The organism is Streptomyces venezuelae (assembly GCF_008642295.1).
Lineage (GTDB): Bacteria > Actinomycetota > Actinomycetes > Streptomycetales > Streptomycetaceae > Streptomyces > Streptomyces venezuelae_C.
Map to the genome: position 1 here is coordinate 2,354,093 of NZ_CP029190.1, position 17,330 is coordinate 2,371,422.

Consider the following 17,330-nt stretch of genomic DNA (forward strand, 5'->3'; position numbering starts at 1 on the left):
CCGGCAGGCCACACAATGGACGGCATGTCGCTGCCGCACGCCATCCTCACCGCCCTGCTCGAGAAGCCCTCGTCGGGGCTGGAGCTGACCCGCCGGTTCGACAAGTCCATCGGGTACTTCTGGTCGGCCACGCACCAGCAGATCTACCGGGAGCTGGGCCGGCTGGAGGAGGCCGGTCTGATCCGGGCGCTGCCCAGCGAACAGCCCGCGCGGGGGCAGAAGAAGGAGTTCGAGGTGCTGCCCGCCGGGTCGGCGGAGCTGGCCCGCTGGGTCGGCGAGAGCCAGGACCCGAAGCCGATCCGGGACCCGCTGCTGCTGCGGATGCGGGCGGCCGGCGTGGTGGGAACGGCCGGGCTCACGGCCGAGTTGCGCCGGCACCTGGAGCTGCACCGGCGGCAGTTGGCCGAGTACGAGGCCATCGAGGAGAAGGACTTCCCGCCCGAGCGGCGCAGCAGCGACGAGGACCGGCTGCGGCGGCTGGTGCTGCGCGGCGGGATCGGCCTGGAGACGTTCTGGCTGGACTGGCTGACGGAAGCGATGGCCGAAGTCGCCCGCATGACACCCCCCGAACCGGAAGCCTGACCCCCGAGGCGGGGCCGCGCCCGGGTCCGGGCGGGGCCCGCCCGGACAGCGGCTCCGGCTCCGTCGGCCCCAAAGGCCGCGCCCGGGGCCGGGGTTCGGCCAGGCCGGGGCCGGACCGGGGCTGCCGGGCCGTGGGGGTTACTTGGCGCGCGAGGCCCAGAACTCCTCGAAGCTCATCCGGCCGTCGCCGTCGCTGTCCTTCGCGGCGATCACGGCCTGCGCACCCGGACCGGCGAACGCGTCGCCCATCGCGGCCATGGCGGCCTTGAACTCGTCGGCCGTGACGTAGCCGTCGCCGTCCACGTCGAACCGGTCGAAGGTCTCGCGCGCGCTCTCGATGTCCGCCACTTGGGATCCACCCCTTCTTGGTGCTTGTTGACCGGCTCAGGGTAGCGGCCCCGGGGGCGTCCCCGCCGCCGGGCCCCCGACCGGGCGGCCGACAGAAATTCAATTACCCTTCCGTAACGCGGAATCGGACCTTCTGGCGACAGCGGAAGCGATAATTCCAGCCAACAAATCCGAACCGGGCTTGTCACGCTCCGCCGTCGCCGCATAACGTACCGGCATTGCCGCCACACCAGGAGCGCAGGGCTCCCAGGGACAAGCGGCAACAAGGGCGATCACACAGGTGACGATCACAGCTGACGCATCATTCGAAGTTCTGCCCTTCACCCGCACCTGCCGGCATATCTGGGAAGACGGCGACCATGTGCTCATCGGCGTGAGTCCGGGAAACAGCTACTTCAGCGCCGAGCGCATCGCCGGACTCGCCCGGTGGGCCGTACCCCGGTTCGCGCAGGTCGACTTCGTCTACGCAGACCTCCACGTGGACCGCATGTTCGCCGCCTTCGGCTACACGCCGGAACACGCGGAGAAGCGCGCCGCCAAAGAGATCAAGGCGGTCCGGCGGCGGATACTCAAGGGCGTGGAGGAATCAGGACCCGAGCACGCCGAGATCCGGGTGAGGGCGCTCTCAGAGTTCCAGGACAATCCCGTTTACCAGTTGCTGCACCGGCGCGTGCTGCATTTCCTGGAGACCGATGACGAGTTCCGCAAGGGCTGCGAGGAGATGGCCCTTCACTTCGTCGGATCGAAGTTGCCGGAAGGTGAATCCATCACCGACGGTCAGTTGCAGGTGTGTTTCGACTACATGGCAGCCGAGCTGCCCTTCTTCGTGGACACCCCCAGCATTCTCGACGTGCCGTCGTCCGTCGCCGCCTACCACGTCAGGATGCCGCTCACCGAGGTGCTCTTCGCCCGCGGCGGCGGCCTCCGCGCCACCCGCAACCAGGCCTACGCCGTCGTACGGCCCGAAAGGAACGTCGTTGACCACCGTGCAGCTTGACTTCCCCCTCTCCCGGCGGGGGGACGTCCTCCCCGAGGAGTGCTCCTGGCTGCGCGAGAAGGCCCCGGTGGCGAGGGTCCGTACGCTCACCGGCGACCACGCCTGGCTGGTGAGCAGCCACGCGCTGGCCAGGCAGGTGCTGGAGGACGAGCGGTTCAGCCTCAAGGACACGGCGAACGCCGGTGTGCCGCGCCAGTACGCGCTGACGATCCCGCCCGAGGTCGTCAACAACATGGGCAACATCAACAGCGCCGGGCTGCGCACTGCCGTGATGAAGTCGCTCAACCCGCGGCAGCAGGGCCTGCAGGAGTTCCTGCGCGCCACCGCCCACGAGCTGATCGACGCGATGGCGGCGGAAGGCGGACCGGCCGATCTCCGGGGCGGCTTCGCCGACCCCTTCTCGGCCGCACTGCACTGCCGGGTGCTGGGCGTGCCGGTCACGGACAGGCGGCGGCTGATGTCGGGGCTGGACGTGGCGTTCATGACCGCGCGGGAGCCCTTCGCCGACTCGGCCCTCAACTGGTACAAGGACGTCGGGTACTTCGCCGGGCAGCTCGACGCCCAGCTCGCGCGGGAGGCCCAGGAGCGTACGGGGCTCCTGGGCAGGTTCGCCGGGCTGAAGGAGGCCGACCCGGAGTCGGCCCACCTGACCGACGAGATGTTCGCCACCGTCGCGGTCTCGCTGTTCGGGGCCGGCGCCGTGTCCACCTCCGCGTTCCTGGTGCTGGCCGTACTGGCCCTGCTCCAGCGGCCGGAGCTGATCGGCTACCTACACGCCCATCCCGACCGGATGGCCGGGGCGGTCGACGAACTGCTGCGCTGGAACCTGTCGGTCGGGGACGGTCTGCCGCGGATCGCGCTCGCCGACGTCCGTCTCGGGGACGTGCTGGTGAAGGAGGGCGAGCTGGTCCTGGTGCTGATCGAGGGTGCCAACTTCGATCCGGCGGTGTTCGAGAACCCCGAGGAGCTGGACCTGGAGCGGGCGGACAACCCCCATCTCGCCTTCGGGGGCGGCCGGCACTTCTGCCCGGCTTCCGCCCTGGGCCGGGCCCACGCCGAGATCGCGCTGGAGGTGCTGGTGGAGCGGCTTCCCGGGCTCCGGCTGGCGGTCCCCGCCGAGAACCTGGTCTGGCGTACGGGCTTCATCAAGCGACTGCCGGAGCGGCTCCCGGTCGCCTGGTGAACACAGGGCGGTGCCCCGGGAGCGGTGTCCCGGGGCACCGTCGTACCCCGGGGCTCCTAGCGGAAGATGCCGGTGTGGCCGAGGGAGTAGCGGCCGGGCTGGGGGTAGACCGCGAGGCCGTGCGGGCCGGCGCCCACCGGGATGCGGGCCAGCTGCTTGCCGGTCGCGGTGTCGAGGGCGTACACCTCGCCGTCGTACCGGCCCGACAGCCACAGCACCTTGCCGTCGGCCGAGACCCCGCCCATGTCGGGGCTGCCGCCGTCGGGCAGGGCCCACTTCTTGGTGAGCCGGTTCTGCGGGAAGTCGAAGACGGAGACGGTGCCCTCGCCGCGGTTGGAGATGTACATCTCGCGGGAGTCCCGGCTGACGTACAGGCCGTGGCAGCCCTTGCCGGTGGGCAGCAGCTTGGGGGTGGTGAACTTCTCGCCGTCCAGCACCCACATGCCGTGGGCCATCATGTCGGCGATGTAGAAGGTCTTCCCGTCCGGGGAGATCTTCACGTCCTGCGGCATCGCGCCCTCGAAGGGGATCTTCTGCTGGCCGATGACCTCCATCTTCTCGGTGTCGACCTTCAGGAGTTCGCCGGAGAACTCGCAGGAGACGATGAAGTACCGGCCGTCCGCCGAGAAGTCCGCGTGGTTGACCCCGTAGCAGCTGACGGGCACGGTCTTCACCCGGTCCATGGTGTGCGGGTGCCGGAACACCAGCTCCCGGTCCATCGAGGCCATGACCACGGCGTACTTGCCGTTGGGCGTGAAGTACAGGTTGTACGGGTCGTGCACCTCGACCGGCTTGCCCGCCTCCCCGGTGGCCGGGTTGATGGGGGTGAGCGTGTGCCCGCGGTTGTTGTTGACCCACAGGGTCTTCAGGTCCCAGGAGGGCACCACGTGCTGCGGCTGGATGCCGACCGGGATGGTGTCGATCACCTTGTAGGTGGCCGGGTCGATCACCGAGACCGTGTTGGAGGAGGTGTTCGGTACGTAGACCCGGGACGGGAAGTCCTTGACCACCGGGGAGAGCCGGTTCGGCCGGTCCGCCGCGTACACGTCCTTCGGGTCCAGCAGCGGGGGCATCCCGGGCAGTCCCGGCGGGGCGACGGGCACCGCCTTGGCGGGCCGGCCCACCCCCTTGGTGCCGAGCGCCTCGGGCCTGCCCTCGTCGGTGGATCCGCAGCCGGCCAGGGCGGCGAGGACCAGTCCGGCGAGCAGCACGGTGGCCTTCCGGGGAAGGCGGGGGGTCGTCATGGGGTCAGCAGCTCCGTGGTGGTCACCGCGCGCAGTCCACGGCGCGCGAGTTCTTCGAGGAGGGGCGGCATCGCGTCGACCGTGTCCGCGTAGCCGAAGTGCAGGCTCACCACCGATCCGGCGCGGATCGTCCCGGTGACGTTGCGGAGTACGGCCGCGGCACCGGGCGAGGTGAAGTCGAGGGAGTCCACGTCGTACGAGAGGACGTGCGGGTAGCCGGCCCGGGCGGCCAGCTTCCGGACCAGCGGGCTGGCGTACTGCGTCCTGGACGGCCGGAACCAGCTGCCGATGGAGCCGGTGAGCCGCTTGAGCCGTTGGGCGCAGCCGGTGATCTCGGCGTACGCCTCGGCCTCCGCCATGGTGTTGATGTCGAGGTGGCGCTGGGTGTGGTTGCCGAGCTCATGGCCGCCGGCAAGGACCCGGCGGGCGAGGTCGGGGTGTGCGTCGAGCCATTCGCCGACGGCCAGTACGGTCAGCCGCGCGCCGGCCTTCTCGGCCTGGGCGAGCACGGAGCGGGCAGTGGCGGGATCGCCGTTGCCGTGGAAGGTGAGGGCGACCTGGTTGCGGTCGCGGGGGCCGTGGCCGATCTCGGCGGGCTGCCCGGGGAAGGCGCGCGGGGCCGGAGCCGCGGCGGCGGCCGGGCGGGCCGGCGCGGCGGATCCGGCCGGGGGCGCCGGGGCGGGGCTGCGGGAGGGCTGCCCGCAGGAGGCGGCGAAGGCTCCGGCGGCGACCGCGGCTCCGGCGCGGAGGGCGGTGCGGCGGTCCGGGTAACTGGGCACTCGCCCATTTAAGAGCCGGATGCCCCGGAAGGTAATGATTGACCCAATTCAGGACGCTCGCGGAGTCGACCCATCCGGAGGCGCGTCCACCATTTGATCAACGAATTACACGTGGTAGTCGATATTTATTCACCGAAAGCGAGGCGAGTGGCCCATCTCACCTACGATTTAGCTAGAAACTCTCACTATTTGCACACTTATGTCCGTCTTGGGACTTTTGGCATTTGGGCCACTGTCTGCCATAGTCGGAATCGCGCCTTCCCCATTGACCCGAGCGAAGACGCTACGCCGAGGATCACACCCCCTTCGATCCTCGGCGGATCCATGAAGCCCCCGCGGTGCCCGATCTCGGTGCCAGGGGGCTTCAGGTGTTTCAGCGGTCGGCGACCCTCATCTCGAACCAGGTGGTCTTGCCGCGCGGCAGCAGGTCCGCACCCCAGCGGTCGGAGAGCTTGTCGACCAGGAACAGCCCGCGGCCGGTGGTGTCCAGTTCGTGTACGGGCATCAGGCAGGGCAGTCCGCGCGAGGGGTCGCGCACTTCGACACGGATCCAGCCCCGCCTGCGGAGTAACCGCAGCCCGAAGGAGCGGGCACCGGTGTGCCGGACCGCGTTGCCGACCAACTCTGAGACCAGCAGGACCACATGCTCGGCGATCTGCGGGGACATCCCCCACATCCGGACCACCGTGTACTGGGTGAGCCGGCGGGCGATCCCCGCCGATTCGGGGAGTGAGGGCAGGGTCACTTCCCCCTCGGCCGGGTTCCCGTACAACTCCAGGGCCCTCAGGCCCTGTTCGTCCTCGAGAGCCGCCGTCAGCCGTACGCCGGACGCGCTGCTGCGCTGCCGCGGTTGTTCCACACCCTCCAGGCCCGCCATGCACCCATCATGGACGGCCAAGGGGCCCGTCCGGGCCGTTCCGCAGGAAAACACCCCCCGGAACAGTGGGCTCCCAGGGGTGTTCTGACATATGCCGTCGGCATCGAGAGGCCGCCCAACCCGCTTCGACCTGCGATGACTCACTGATCAGCGATCATCACGCTGAGTGGATCAGCCGAGGCCCTTAAGGTCGCCTTAAGGCCTGGCTAATCCACCCTCAGGGGCGATCCGGCGGGACTCAGCCGGGACTCAGAGGAATTTCGCCTTGCCCGGGCCCTCGGTGACGAAGCTGCTCATCCCGCGCTCCCGGTCCTCGGTCGCGAACAGCCCGGCGAACCAGCTGCGTTCGATGGCCAGGCCGGTGTCGATGTCCGCCTCCAGGCCGCCGTCCACGCACTCCTTCGCGGCGCGCAGGGCGATGGCCGGCCCCTGGGCCAGCTTCGCCGCCCAGGCGTGCGCCTGCTCGTACACCTCGGCGGCCGGCACCACCCGGTCGACCAGGCCGAGGGCCAGGGCCTCGTCCGCCTTGACCATCCGGCCGGTGAAGATGAGGTCCTTGGCCCGGGACGGCCCGATCAGCCGGGACAGCCGCTGGGTGCCGCCGGCCCCCGGGATCAGGCCGAGGAGGATCTCCGGCTGGCCGAGCTTGGCGTCCTCGGCGGCGATCCGGTAGTCCGCGCAGAGCGCCAGCTCGCAACCGCCGCCCAGGGCGTAGCCGGTGACGGCGGCGACCACGGGCTTGGGGATCCGGGCCACGGCGGTGAAGGAGTCCTGCAGGGCCCGGGACCGCGCGACCATCGCCGCGTGGTCCATGGCCTGCATCTCCTTGATGTCCGCGCCGGCCGCGAACACCTTCTCGCCGCCGTACAGGATCACCGCGCGGACGTCGGTGCGCTCGGCGGCCTCCGTCGCCAGCTCGCGCAGCCGGTCCTGGGTGGCGATGTCCAGGGCGTTCATGGGCGGCCGGTCCAGCCGGATGGTGCCGACGCCTTCGGAGACTTCGAGAGTGAGGGTCATACGGGCACGTTAGTACCCGTTAACGACCCTGCGGCAGTGGGGCTACTTGATCCACTCCGCCCAGGACATGTTCCAGCCGTTCAGGCCGTTGTCCGGGGCGATCTGCTTGTCCTTGGAGTTCTTCACGATCACCACGTCGCCGATGATCGAGTTGTCGTAGAACCAGGCCGCCGGGGCGTTGGGGTCCCCTGCGCCGCGCACGTCGCGCAGGCCCACGCAGCCGTGGCTGACGTTCTCCGAGCCGAAGGTGGACGCGGCGGCCCAGTAGTTGCCGTGGACGAAGGTGCCGGAGGTGGACAGGCGCATCGCGTGCGGCACGTCCTTGATGTCGTACTCGCCGCCGAACCCGACGGTCGCGCCGTTCATCCGGGTCACCTTGTACTTCTCGCTGATGACCATCTGCCCGTTGTACGTGGTGGTCGACGGTGCGCCGGCGGTGATCGGAACGTTCTTGAGCACCTGCCCGTCCCGGACCACCTCCATCTGGTGGGTGCTCGCGTCCACGGTGGTGACCTGGGAGCGGTCGATGCTGAAGGTGACGGTGCGGGTCTGCTTGCCGTAGACCCCGGGGCGGCCTTCCACCCCGTCCAGGTTCAGCTTGACGGTGACCTTGGTGCCGGGCGCCCAGTACTTCTCCGGGCGGAAGTCGAGCCGGTCGTTGCCGAACCAGTGGCCCTCGACGGGCACGGCGGGCTCGGCGGTGACGGTGATGGCCTTCTCGACGGCCTCCGGGTTGGTGATGCCCCGGGTGAAGTTGATCGAGACCGGCATGCCGACGCCGACCTTCGCACCGTCCTCGGGGGTGTAGTGCCCGATGAAGGTGTTCTTCGGGGTGAGGGTGGTGAAGGTGATGTCCTTGGCGGACTCCCGGCCCGCCGGGTCCTTGGCGACCGCGTGCACCTTGTACTCGGTGGCCGAGCCCAGGTGCCGGGAGGGCTCCCAGCTGGTGCCGTCGGCGGCCAGCTTGCCCTCCACCTGGTTGCCCTTGGTGTCGGCGACGGTGACGGTGGCCAGCTTGCCGCCGGCCGCGGTTATCTTCAGGACGCCGCTGGTCGCGACCTCCTTGGCACCGTCGTCCGGCTTGATGGTGACAACCGCCTGGGACGCCTCGGTACCGGTCTTGCCGCTGCCGCCGCCCTTGTTGGTGTCGCCGCCGCTGCCGGTGCCGTTGCTGTTGCCGCCGCTGCACGCCGAGGTGAGCAGCAGGGCCGCCCCCAGCAGCAGGGCCGACAGGGCACGTGTCGGCTGGACGTTCACTGTTCTTCTCCCCATGTCCCCCGCGCGCAGGCAGTCGCGCGCGCTGTCGACAGGTAACCACATGGGGGTATGACGAAGAGCTACGGACGTGTCACCGTTCCGTCCCAACTGATGCAGAGGCCACGTGAACGCGCGCCGGCCCGGAACCTGAAGGTTCCGGGCCGGCGGTGGTGCGGGTGGTCAGTGGGCCTTGGGCTTGGCCTTGGCGTGGGCCTTGGCGTTGGCCTTCGGCTTGGGCTTGGCCTTGGGGTGACCCTTGCCGTGGCCGTTGCCGCCGGTGCCGTTCCCGCCGGTGCCCTGGGACCGGACGTTCTTCACCTTGACCAGGAGGCTGTGCCCCGAGGTGCGGGTGTTGCCGCCCAGCTGGAGCGGGCCGGTCACCGGGTAACGGGGCTTCACGTAGCCGCGGGGCGGGGCGGTCTCCCGTACGTAGTACGCGCCCTCGGCCAGGCCGTCCCAGGCGCAGGCGCCCTGCCGGTCCGTCTGGCAGCTACGGGCGGCCTTGCGGTCGGGGTTGCGGCCCTGCGTCTGCAGGCCGCGGACGCCGTTGGTCTCCCGCCACAGTTCGAACACCGCGCCGGCCAGCGGCCTGCCGGTCTGGGCGTCCTTCTTGAGCACCCGGATCGAACCGCGGAACGGCGGCTTGTGCTTCTTGTTGACCGCCACGGCGGTGACGCCGGTCTCCAGGTTCTCGTCGGTCAGCTCCAGCGGACCGAACACCGGGTCCTTCGGGAGCAGGTAGCCGTCCGGGGCCTGGGTCTCCCGCCAGTAGTAGATGCCCTTCTCCACGTCACGGGCGCAGACGCCGTCCTTCGCCGTGGTGCAGTCCGCCACCTTGGAGTCGGGGTTGTTGCCGGTGGTCTGGAGGCCCTCCACCCCATTGGACTCGCGCCACAGCTCGAACTGGGCGCCGGCCAGCGGCTTGTCCTTCGGGTCGGTCTTGGTGACGGAGACCCGGCCGCGCGGCGGCGTGACATTGGTGACCCGCTCGGTGACGCCCAGCTCGGCGTTCTCCGCGGTGAGCTCCAGCGGCCCGAAGACCGGGTTCGCCGGGAACTCGAAGCCGGGCGGGGCCTGGATCTCCACCCAGTAGTACGTCCCGGTGGGGACGGTCCGGGTGCAGGTGCCGTTCGCCGGGGTGGTGCAGGGCGAGCCGACCCGGGTGTCGGGGTTGGCGTCGTCCTCCCGCTGGAGGCCTTCCTGTCCGTTGGTCTCCCGCCACAGCTCGAAGACCGCGCCCGCCAGCGGGGTGCCGCCGGAGTTGGTCTTGATCACGGTCACGGGGCCGGTGATCCGCGGGTCGTCGGCCAGGACCCGTACGCCGGTCCGGGCGTTGCCCTGGGTCAGCAGCACCGGGCCGAAGACCGTGTCCTCCGGGAGCCGGTAGCCGGGCGGGGCCTGGATCTCCTCCCAGAAGTAGCGGCCGATCGGCGCGTTGACCACACAGGTGCCGTTCGCCCCCGTGGTGCAGACGAGCCCGACCCGGGTGTCCGGGTTGAAGCCGGTGGTCTGGAGGCCGGGAATACCGTTGCTGTCCCGCCACAGCTGGAACTGGGCACCGGCGAGCACCGCTCCGCTCGCCGCGTCCCGCTTGACGAGCGAGACGGGGCCGGTGATGGGCGGCTCCCGCGGGTCGTCCAGGGTGACGGTCGCGTGGTTGTTGGGGGTCTGTGCGTTCAGGACCACGGTGACGACCGGGTTGGCCGGCGTCAGGTGTCCGTCGGCCGGCTGGATCTCGCGCCAGTAATAGGTGCCGAACTCGACCGTGCGGGTGCAGATGCCGTTGGCGGGCGTCACACACTCACTGATCCTGCGGTCGACCATGGGATCGAAGCCGGAGCCGCTCACTTCCCGCCACAGCTCGAAGGTGGCACCGGAGAGCGGCTCCTGGTTCTCCGCATCCCGCTTCAGGACCGAGACCCTGCCCAGCGGCGCTTCGTTCCGGCGGTCCAGAACGTTCGCCGAGGTTCCGCCCTGGGGGTTGCTGGCGACCAGCGGGGTCAACGGGTTCACCGGAAGGTTGTAGCCGGGCGGGGCCTGGACCTCAAGCCAGTAGTAGGGGTCGGGCTGGATGGGCACGGTGCGCGTGCAGCGGCCGTCGGGGCCGGTCAGGCAGTCGCCGTCCCACTTGGTGTCCCCACCGGGGCCCGTCTGGAGGCCCATCACGCCGTTCGACTCGCGCCACAGCTCGAACCTGGCGTCCGCGAGCAGTGCCTGGGTGACGCCGTCCCGCTTGAAGACGGTCACCTGGCTGACCTGCGGGGGCTGCGCGCAGTCGTCGGGCAGGTTTCCGGTGAACGGGTAGGAGTGGATTTCCTGGCCCGAGCCGCGGTCCGCCGAGCCGTGCGTCAGCGAGCCCGCCGTGTAGACCCGGCCGCTGAGGCCGGTCGTGGTCACGGTGGTCAGCGAGCTGTACTGGCCCATCAGGTGGGTGCCCTGGAACTCGGCATCGCCGCGCAGGTTGAGCGTGGTGGCGTCCGGATAGTTCCACAGCAGCCTCGGCCGCAGCCGGTTGAAGGGGTCGTTCTCGTCGTAGCTGCCGCTGAAGCTGTCGACGTACCGGGTGGTCCCGTGCACGTTCACCAGGACGGTCGCGCCGTCCGGGATGCCACTGAACTGGAAGGCCGCCGATCCGCCGCCGGGGAGGGCGGTCAGGTTCTGGTCGATGTTGAAGACCTGGAGCTGCGAGCTGCCGTCACCGGAGAAGAGGACCGTCCCGCCGATGACCGTCACGCTGCCGGTCGCCGTGCGCACCACCCCGCCCGGCCGGGCCAGGCACTGGCTGGTCGCGCTGAGGCTGTTGCGGAACGCCGCGTACGGGGCGACCGCGTTCGCGTCCTGCACGGTGGTGCCGCTGACGCTGCCGGTCAGGGTGCCCGCGTACCGGACGATGCCCGTGTCGGCGTGCAGGTCCTGGCCGGCGGCCACGGTGACGTTGCCGCCGGCGACGAGGAAGTCGGTGCCGGCGGGCGGCGGGACCCGGGAGCCGACGGGGGCGACGCCGACGAAGTAGCCGTCGCTGCCGACCGCGGTCTTGTTCTGGTCGAAGTCCCCGAGGGTGACCACCTTGCCCTCGGTGGCCGCCGCCGTGCCGCGGACCCGGAAGTCGTCGCCGACGAAGGCGTTGATGTTGCGGTCGCGGCCCGCGAACGGCCCGTCGTTGATGCCCGGGTAGACGGCGGGACACTCCGGGCCGAGGCACGGTCCCAGCTGGTTCGGCAACGGGATCGCCGCCCGGGCGGCGGGTCGTGGCGCGGGTTTCGCCCCCGAGCCCGGGGCGGCCACGGCCGGCATCGCGCCGACGAGCAGGGCGCCCAGCGCCATGCCCGCGACCCACGACCGTCTCGCACGCCGGGAAGACCTTGCTGTCATGGCGCTCCATCTAATCGTTTGGATTGCCTGGACAGACTGGTCGGGCGGGGGCGGCGGGCGGGGGCAACACCCGGGGGGTGCGGCCGGGCGGGTGCACGAGATCACCCGCGTAGCTGCGCCCGCCCGGGTCGGGCCACTGCGGGTCAGGTGATCGCGGAGCCGGCGATCCAGTCCACCCAGGAGAGGTTCCAGCCGCCCAGGCCGTTGTCCGCGGCGACCGTCTTGTCCTGGGAGTTGACGACCTCCACGATGTCCCCGATCAGGGTGCGGTCGAAGAACCAGCCGGCCGGGGTGTCCGAGCCGCCGCCCTTGTTGTCGCGCAGGCCCACACAGCCGTGGCTGGTGTTGGTGGACCCGAAGGTGTCGGGGTGGGCCCAGTAGTTCCCGTGCAGGAAGGTGCCGGAGCCGGTGAGCCGCATGGCGTGCGGGACGTCCGGGATGTCGTACTCGCCCTTGCCGTCCTCGCTGGTGAAGCCGACGGTGGCGCCGTTCATCCGGGTGACGTCGAACATCTCCATCACCACCATCTTGCCGTTGTACGTGGTGGTCTTGGGCGCGCCGGCGGTGACCGGGACGGTGGAGAGGACCTCGCCGTCGCGCCGGACCGTCATGGTGTGCTCGGCGGCGTCCACGGTGGAGATCTGGTGGCGGCCGACGGTGAAGCGGACGGTCTTGCTCTGGATGCCGTACGAGCCGCGGGCGCCCTCGACGTCGCGGAGCCGCATGTCGATGGTGACCTCGGTGCCCGGCTTCCAGTACTGCCGGGGGCGGAAGTCGAGGCGGTCGCGCCCGAACCAGTGGCCGACGACCTCGACGGCGGGCTTGGCGGTGATCCTGATGGCCCGTTCGACCTCGGCGCGGTTCTCGATGGACCGGTTGAACCGGAACGAGACGATCATGCCGGTGCCGACGGTGGAGCGGTTCTCGGGCTTGAAGTAGCCGATGAACCGCTCCTCGGGGACATAGGTGGTGAAGGTGGTGTGCCGGGCCTGGCGGCGGTCGTGGCCGTCGACGGCCACCGCGTCCACGGTGTACTTGGCGGCCAGGGCGAGCTTCCCGTAGTCCGGGTCGGGGCTCCAGCTGAGCCCGTCGGCGGCGATGGCCCCGGGCACCCGCTCCTGCTGGGCGTCCTCCACCTTGGTCACCACCACCCGCTCCAGCCGGCCCTCGGGCACGCTCACGGTCAGCGGCCCGTCGGCCGGCACGGCCCTGGCATTGTCCTCCGGGGTGATCCGGATGGCCTCCTCCGGCGAGCGGGGCTTGCCGGGCAGTTGGACCTCGATGGGGGATCCGCCGTCGGGGGTGCAGCCGGCCAGGCCGCCCAGCAGCCCCGCCCATGCCACCACGGCGGCCACGCCCGCCACTGCCCGCATCGCCCGCTTGGACGTCACAAGTCTCACGGTCGGTCCAACGACGGGGGCCTTCCGGGGAAACGTGAGTACGGCCCCCACGTTGCCCGGCCGAGCAGCCCGGGCAGAACAGTGGGAAGGACCAGACGGGGGCGGGCCCTGGCCGGGACGCCGGAGCCGCATTCGTTCCCCCGCCGTGGCCTTGGAAAGCCGTGGAGGCGGGCAGGTGTCGAGCGCAGCCGAGCAAGAGGTGGTCGAGGGCGGTACGGCAGGTCCCGCCCCCCGGTCGAACGGAGTCGTACGGGCGGCCACGCGCCGCCCGGGGCCACCGGTGTGGCCCGGGTCCTCCCATCCGCTGGGGGCCCGTTACCGGGCCGGCCCGGACGGGGTGGCGGGGACCAATTTCGCATTGTGGGCGCAGGGCGCGGAGGCGGTGGAACTGTGTCTCTTCGATGCGGAGGGCGGGGAGACGCGCTGTGCGCTGACCGAGCTGACGCACGAGATCTGGCACGGGTTCGTGCCGGGGGTGCGGCCGGGGCAGCGGTACGGGTTCCGGGTGCACGGCCGCTGGGACCCCTGGACCGGCGCCCGGTTCAACCCGGCGAAGCTGCTGCTGGACCCGTACGCACGGGCCGTGGACGGGGACTTCACCCTGCCGCCGGAGGTGTACGGACACGTCCGGGACTGGCCGCAGCAGTACATCGCGGACACGGTGCGGGACGACCGGGACTCGGCGCCGTTCGTGCCGAAGGGGGTCGTGGTCCACGACGTGGACGACTGGTCGGACGACGTCCGGCCGAAGACCCCGTGGGCGGATTCCGTCATCTACGAGCTGCATGTGCGCGGGTTCACCATGCGGCATCCGGGCGTTCCGGAGCACCTGCGCGGCACCTACGCGGGGCTGGCCCATCCGGCGGCCGTCGAGCACCTGCAACAGCTCGGGGTGACGGCGGTGGAGCTGCTGCCGGTGCACCAGTTCGCGCACGAGGACCATCTGCTGCGGCGGGGGCTGCGCAACCACTGGGGCTACAACTCCATCGGCTACTTCGCCCCGCACGCCGGCTACTCCTCCTCGGGGACGGCCGGGCAGCAGGTGGGCGAGTTCAAGCGGATGGTGCGGGCGCTGCACGCGGCCGGGATCGAGGTGATCCTGGACGTGGTCTACAACCACACGGCGGAGGCGGGCGAACTGGGGCCGACGCTGTCGCTGCGCGGGGTCGACAACCGGGGCTACTACCGCCTCCAGTCCGACCAGCGGCGGTATGCGGACTACACCGGCTGCGGGAACACCCTGCACGCCGGGCGCCCGCACGTGCTGCGGCTGATCACCGATTCGCTGCGGTACTGGGTCACCGAGATGGGGGTGGACGGGTTCCGCTTCGATCTGGCGGCGGCCCTGGCCCGGTCGATGCACGATGTGGACATGCTGTCGCCGTTCCTGGCGGTGATCGCCCAGGACCCGGTGCTGCGCCGGGTGAAGCTGATCGCGGAGCCCTGGGACGTGGGCTCGGGCGGCTACCAGGTGGGGGCCTTCCCGCCGCTGTGGACGGAGTGGAACGACCGCTACCGGGACGCGGTCCGGGATTTCTGGCGGGGCGCGCTGCCCGACGTACGGGATCTGGGGTACCGGCTCTCCGGGTCGAGCGATCTGTACGCCTGGGGCGGGCGGCGTCCGTACGCCTCGGTCAACTTCGTCACCGCGCACGACGGTTTCACCCTGCGGGACCTGGTCAGTTACGAGCGCAAGCACAACGAGGCGAACGGGGAGGACAACCGGGACGGCACCAACGACAACCGGTCGTGGAACTGCGGGGTGGAGGGCGATCCGCCGGAGGGGGTGGATCCGCGGATCGCGGCGCTGCGCCGCCGTCAGCTCCGGAACCTGCTGACCACGCTGCTGCTGTCGACCGGGGTGCCGATGCTGGTGGCGGGGGACGAGTTCGGGCGCACCCAGGGCGGCAACAACAACGCGTACTGCCAGGACAACGAGACGGGCTGGGTGGACTGGTCGCTGCTGTCGGATCCGGGGTGGCAGAACCTGTTCGCGCTGACCAGGCGGCTGCTCGCGCTGCGCCGGAGCCATCCGGTGCTGCGGCGGCGGGCGTTCTTCTCCGGCCGGCCGCAGGGCGCGGACGGGCTGCGGGACCTGGCCTGGTTCACCCCGGAGGGCACGGAGATGACCGAGCGGGACTGGTACGCGCCGGCCTCGGCGGTGGGCCTGTACCTGTCGGGGCGGGACATCCCGGGCCGGGACGAGCGGGGGCGGCAGGTGACGGACGACAGTTTCCTGGCCCTGCTGCACGCCGGGGACCGGCCGGTGTCGTGGATTCCGCCGGGTCCGCCGTGGGCCTCGTCCTACGAGGTGGTGCTGGACACCTCGCGGGAGGACCAGTCGGTGGTGCCGGGGCAGCTCTGCCGGGGCGGGCTGCCGCTCACGGTGCCGGCCCGCTCGGTGCTGCTGCTGCGGGTGGCCGACTGATCCTCCCGGGCGGCGGGCCGGTGGCCGTCAGCGGGTTTCGACGTGCAGGAGCATGCGTTTGAGGAGGGCGGAGAGGGCGGCCCGCTCGGCCGGTTCGAAGGGTTCGAGCATCGCCGTCTCCGCCTCGCCCCGCAGCCGCATGGCGGCGGTCCAGCGGGCGTGGCCCTCCTCGGTGAGTTCCACGTCGACCCGGCGGCGGTCCGCGGCGGCCCGCAGCCGGCGGACCAGTCCGGCCTCCTCCAGGGTGGCGAGCCGGCCGGTCATGCCGGCCGGGGAGAGCAGGAGTTCGGCGGCGAGTTCGGAGGGGGTGGCCCGCCAGGGGCGGCCCCGGGAGGCCAGCCGGTGCAGGGTCTCGAACTCGAAGACCTGCAGACCGGTTTCGGCCAGGGCCCGGTCCTTGACCTGTTTGATGTGCCGGGTCAGGAGTTGGATGCGGGTGATGACCTCTTCGGTCGGCACGTCGAAGGGCGCCTTGCCGCGCCACCGCGCGATGTGCCGGTCGACAGAATCCTCGACGACCGCGCCGGTCACGCCGGCCGCGTCGGCCGCTCCGGCAGCTCCCTGTTCGCTCATTCCGGCATTATGGCCGGTGAACGCGTTATTTCGTTGACGAACGATTCGTCAGCGAAATACTTTGCCGGGCATGACCCCGATGATCTGGCGCCTGCTGGCCGGCCGCACCTTTGCCGCCTTCGCCACCGCGCTCATCCCCACCACCCTCACCCTGGCGGTGGTCCGCACCGGTTCGGCCGAAGACCTCGGCCTGGTGCTCGCCTGTGAAATGGTCCCGATGCTGCTCCTGCTGCCGGTGGCCGGCGTGGCCGCCGACCGGTTCCCCGCCCGCCGGGTGGTGCTCGCCGCCGATCTGGTCCGGTCGGCCGCCCAGCTCGCCATCGGGGCCCTGCTGCTCGCCGGGCCGGTACGGGTGCCCGAACTGGCCGCCCTTTCGGCGGTGACCGGAGCCGCGGTGGCCTTCGGCACCCCCTCCGCCCGGACCCTGGTGGCCGCGGTGGTGGACGGACCCCACCGGCTGCGGGTCAACTCCCGGCTGATGGTGGCCCAGGGACTCGCCTCGGTGGCCGGGCCGGGCGCCGCCGGCGCCCTGATGCTGGCGGTCGGCCCGGGCTGGTCCTCGCTGCTGACCGGAGGGCTGTTCGCGGTGTCCGCGGTCACCCTGGGCGGACTGCGCACCCCGGCCAAGGCCGTCCCCGCCGAACGCCCCGGATTCCTGGCCGAGCTCCGCGAAGGCTGGGCCGAAACCCGGCGCCACCCGTGGTTTCTCGCCAATGTGCTCGGGCACGGCGTCTGGCATCTGGCCGCCGGCCTGCTGCTCGCCCTCGGCCCGCTGATCGCCGTGGAGTCCCTGGGAGGCGAGGCCGCCTGGGTGGCCATCGCCCAGTCCGGTACGGCCGGAATGCTCGTCGGGGCCTGGGCGGCGGGCCGGCTGCCGGTACGGCGCCCGCTGGTCTGGGTCGCCGTCGCCTCGGCCGCCTTCGCCCTGGCACTGGCCGCGCTCGGGCTGCGGCTGCCGGTGCCGGTGGTTGCCGGCGCGTACTTCCTGGGCCTGGGCGGGGTCGGCCTGCTCAGCCCGCTGTGGGAGACGGTCATCCAGCAGCGGGTCCCGGCCGAGGCACTGGGCCGGGTCGGCTCCTTCGACACCCTGATCTCCTTCGCCGCCCGGCCGCTGGGCCTGGCGGTGGCCGCCCCGCTCGCCACGGCCGCCGGGACCACCGGCCCGCTGCTGGTGGGCGCCGCCCTGGTGGCCGGCGCCAACCTGGCCGTACTGCTGGTGCCGGACGTGCGGGAACATCCCGAACGGGAGCACGCATTCGCCCTGCGATGATGT

At 71.2% G+C, this 17,330-nt stretch carries 14 protein-coding genes; 5 read left to right on the top strand and 9 right to left on the bottom strand.

Annotated features, from left to right (window positions below):
- The first annotated feature begins 24 nt into the window (after nt 1-24).
- A complete protein-coding gene (locus DEJ50_RS10210) occupies nt 25-582 on the top strand; it encodes a PadR family transcriptional regulator (RefSeq protein ID WP_150207241.1) in 558 nt (185 codons plus the stop codon).
- 138 nt (nt 583-720) lie between these two features.
- Here DEJ50_RS10210 and DEJ50_RS10215 read toward each other — a convergent pair whose 3' ends face one another.
- Nucleotides 721-930, bottom strand: coding sequence for an EF-hand domain-containing protein (locus DEJ50_RS10215; protein WP_150207242.1), 210 nt, complete (start codon nt 928-930; stop codon nt 721-723).
- A gap of 280 nt (nt 931-1,210) precedes the next feature.
- On the opposite strand from DEJ50_RS10215, the gene DEJ50_RS10220 reads away from it, so the two are divergent.
- Both DEJ50_RS10220 and DEJ50_RS10225 read left to right on the top strand, forming a co-directional pair.
- Nucleotides 1,211-1,927 (top strand): tRNA-dependent cyclodipeptide synthase, encoded by a 717-nt coding sequence (locus DEJ50_RS10220; RefSeq protein WP_150207243.1) that lies wholly within the window; start codon nt 1,211-1,213, stop codon nt 1,925-1,927.
- Nucleotides 1,917-3,110 carry a cytochrome P450 gene (locus DEJ50_RS10225; RefSeq protein WP_223838089.1) on the top strand — a complete coding sequence of 398 codons (1,194 nt, stop codon included), beginning with the start codon at nt 1,917-1,919 and terminating at the stop codon, nt 3,108-3,110. The genes DEJ50_RS10220 and DEJ50_RS10225 overlap by 11 nt, the downstream gene beginning before the upstream one ends.
- A 56-nt stretch (nt 3,111-3,166) precedes the next feature.
- On the opposite strand, the gene DEJ50_RS10230 is transcribed toward DEJ50_RS10225, so the two are convergent.
- The 7 genes from DEJ50_RS10230 to DEJ50_RS10260 all read right to left on the bottom strand — a co-directional run bounded on the left by DEJ50_RS10230 (nt 3,167) and on the right by DEJ50_RS10260 (nt 13,029).
- Nucleotides 3,167-4,354, bottom strand: a complete 1,188-nt coding sequence (locus DEJ50_RS10230) for a YncE family protein (protein ID WP_150207245.1) — start codon at nt 4,352-4,354, stop codon at nt 3,167-3,169.
- Nucleotides 4,351-5,133, bottom strand: a complete 783-nt coding sequence (locus DEJ50_RS10235) for a polysaccharide deacetylase family protein (RefSeq protein ID WP_150207246.1) — start codon at nt 5,131-5,133, stop codon at nt 4,351-4,353. The genes DEJ50_RS10230 and DEJ50_RS10235 overlap by 4 nt, the downstream gene beginning before the upstream one ends.
- Nucleotides 5,134-5,506: 373 nt before the next feature.
- Entirely contained in the window at nt 5,507-6,010 is a 504-nt protein-coding gene (locus DEJ50_RS10240; protein WP_150207247.1) for an ATP-binding protein, read from the bottom strand.
- Nucleotides 6,011-6,259: 249 nt separating this feature from the next.
- Nucleotides 6,260-7,027, bottom strand: coding sequence for an enoyl-CoA hydratase/isomerase family protein (locus DEJ50_RS10245; protein ID WP_150207248.1), 768 nt, complete (start codon nt 7,025-7,027; stop codon nt 6,260-6,262).
- A 42-nt stretch (nt 7,028-7,069) separates the two neighbouring features.
- The gene (locus tag DEJ50_RS10250) at nt 7,070-8,299 is read right to left on the bottom strand and encodes an Ig-like domain-containing protein (RefSeq protein WP_150207249.1); all 1,230 of its coding nucleotides are present in this window, start codon (nt 8,297-8,299) and stop codon (nt 7,070-7,072) included.
- 165 nt (nt 8,300-8,464) lie between these two features.
- A complete protein-coding gene (locus DEJ50_RS10255; RefSeq protein WP_190344397.1) occupies nt 8,465-11,608 on the bottom strand; it encodes a SpaA isopeptide-forming pilin-related protein in 3,144 nt (1,047 codons plus the stop codon).
- Between the two features lie 191 nt (nt 11,609-11,799).
- Entirely contained in the window at nt 11,800-13,029 is a 1,230-nt protein-coding gene (locus DEJ50_RS10260) for an Ig-like domain-containing protein (RefSeq protein WP_150212040.1), read from the bottom strand.
- Nucleotides 13,030-13,231: 202 nt separating this feature from the next.
- On the opposite strand from DEJ50_RS10260, the gene glgX reads away from it, so the two are divergent.
- Entirely contained in the window at nt 13,232-15,484 is a 2,253-nt protein-coding gene (gene glgX, locus DEJ50_RS10265) for a glycogen debranching protein GlgX (protein ID WP_150207251.1), read from the top strand.
- A gap of 27 nt (nt 15,485-15,511) precedes the next feature.
- On the opposite strand, the gene DEJ50_RS10270 is transcribed toward glgX, so the two are convergent.
- Nucleotides 15,512-16,057 (bottom strand): MarR family winged helix-turn-helix transcriptional regulator, encoded by a 546-nt coding sequence (locus DEJ50_RS10270; RefSeq protein WP_150207252.1) that lies wholly within the window; start codon nt 16,055-16,057, stop codon nt 15,512-15,514.
- A gap of 70 nt (nt 16,058-16,127) precedes the next feature.
- On the opposite strand from DEJ50_RS10270, the gene DEJ50_RS10275 reads away from it, so the two are divergent.
- The gene (locus DEJ50_RS10275) at nt 16,128-17,327 is read left to right on the top strand and encodes an MFS transporter (protein ID WP_150207253.1); all 1,200 of its coding nucleotides are present in this window, start codon (nt 16,128-16,130) and stop codon (nt 17,325-17,327) included.
- Nucleotides 17,328-17,330 lie beyond the last annotated feature (3 nt).

What these genes read in the sequence shown, in the direction of transcription:
- DEJ50_RS10210 (WP_150207241.1), top strand. Translation starts at nt 25, where the DNA reads ATGTCGCTGCCGCACGCCATCCTCACCGCCCTGCTCGAGAAGCCCTCG.
- DEJ50_RS10260 (WP_150212040.1), bottom strand. Translation starts at nt 13,029, where the DNA reads ATGCGGGCAGTGGCGGGCGTGGCCGCCGTGGTGGCATGGGCGGGGCTG.
- DEJ50_RS10240 (WP_150207247.1), bottom strand. Translation starts at nt 6,010, where the DNA reads ATGGCGGGCCTGGAGGGTGTGGAACAACCGCGGCAGCGCAGCAGCGCG.
- DEJ50_RS10230 (WP_150207245.1), bottom strand. Translation starts at nt 4,354, where the DNA reads ATGACGACCCCCCGCCTTCCCCGGAAGGCCACCGTGCTGCTCGCCGGA.
- DEJ50_RS10255 (WP_190344397.1), bottom strand. Translation starts at nt 11,608, where the DNA reads ATGGCGCTGGGCGCCCTGCTCGTCGGCGCGATGCCGGCCGTGGCCGCC.
- DEJ50_RS10250 (WP_150207249.1), bottom strand. Translation starts at nt 8,299, where the DNA reads ATGGGGAGAAGAACAGTGAACGTCCAGCCGACACGTGCCCTGTCGGCC.
- DEJ50_RS10270 (WP_150207252.1), bottom strand. Translation starts at nt 16,057, where the DNA reads ATGAGCGAACAGGGAGCTGCCGGAGCGGCCGACGCGGCCGGCGTGACC.
- DEJ50_RS10275 (WP_150207253.1), top strand. Translation starts at nt 16,128, where the DNA reads ATGACCCCGATGATCTGGCGCCTGCTGGCCGGCCGCACCTTTGCCGCC.
- DEJ50_RS10245 (WP_150207248.1), bottom strand. Translation starts at nt 7,027, where the DNA reads ATGACCCTCACTCTCGAAGTCTCCGAAGGCGTCGGCACCATCCGGCTG.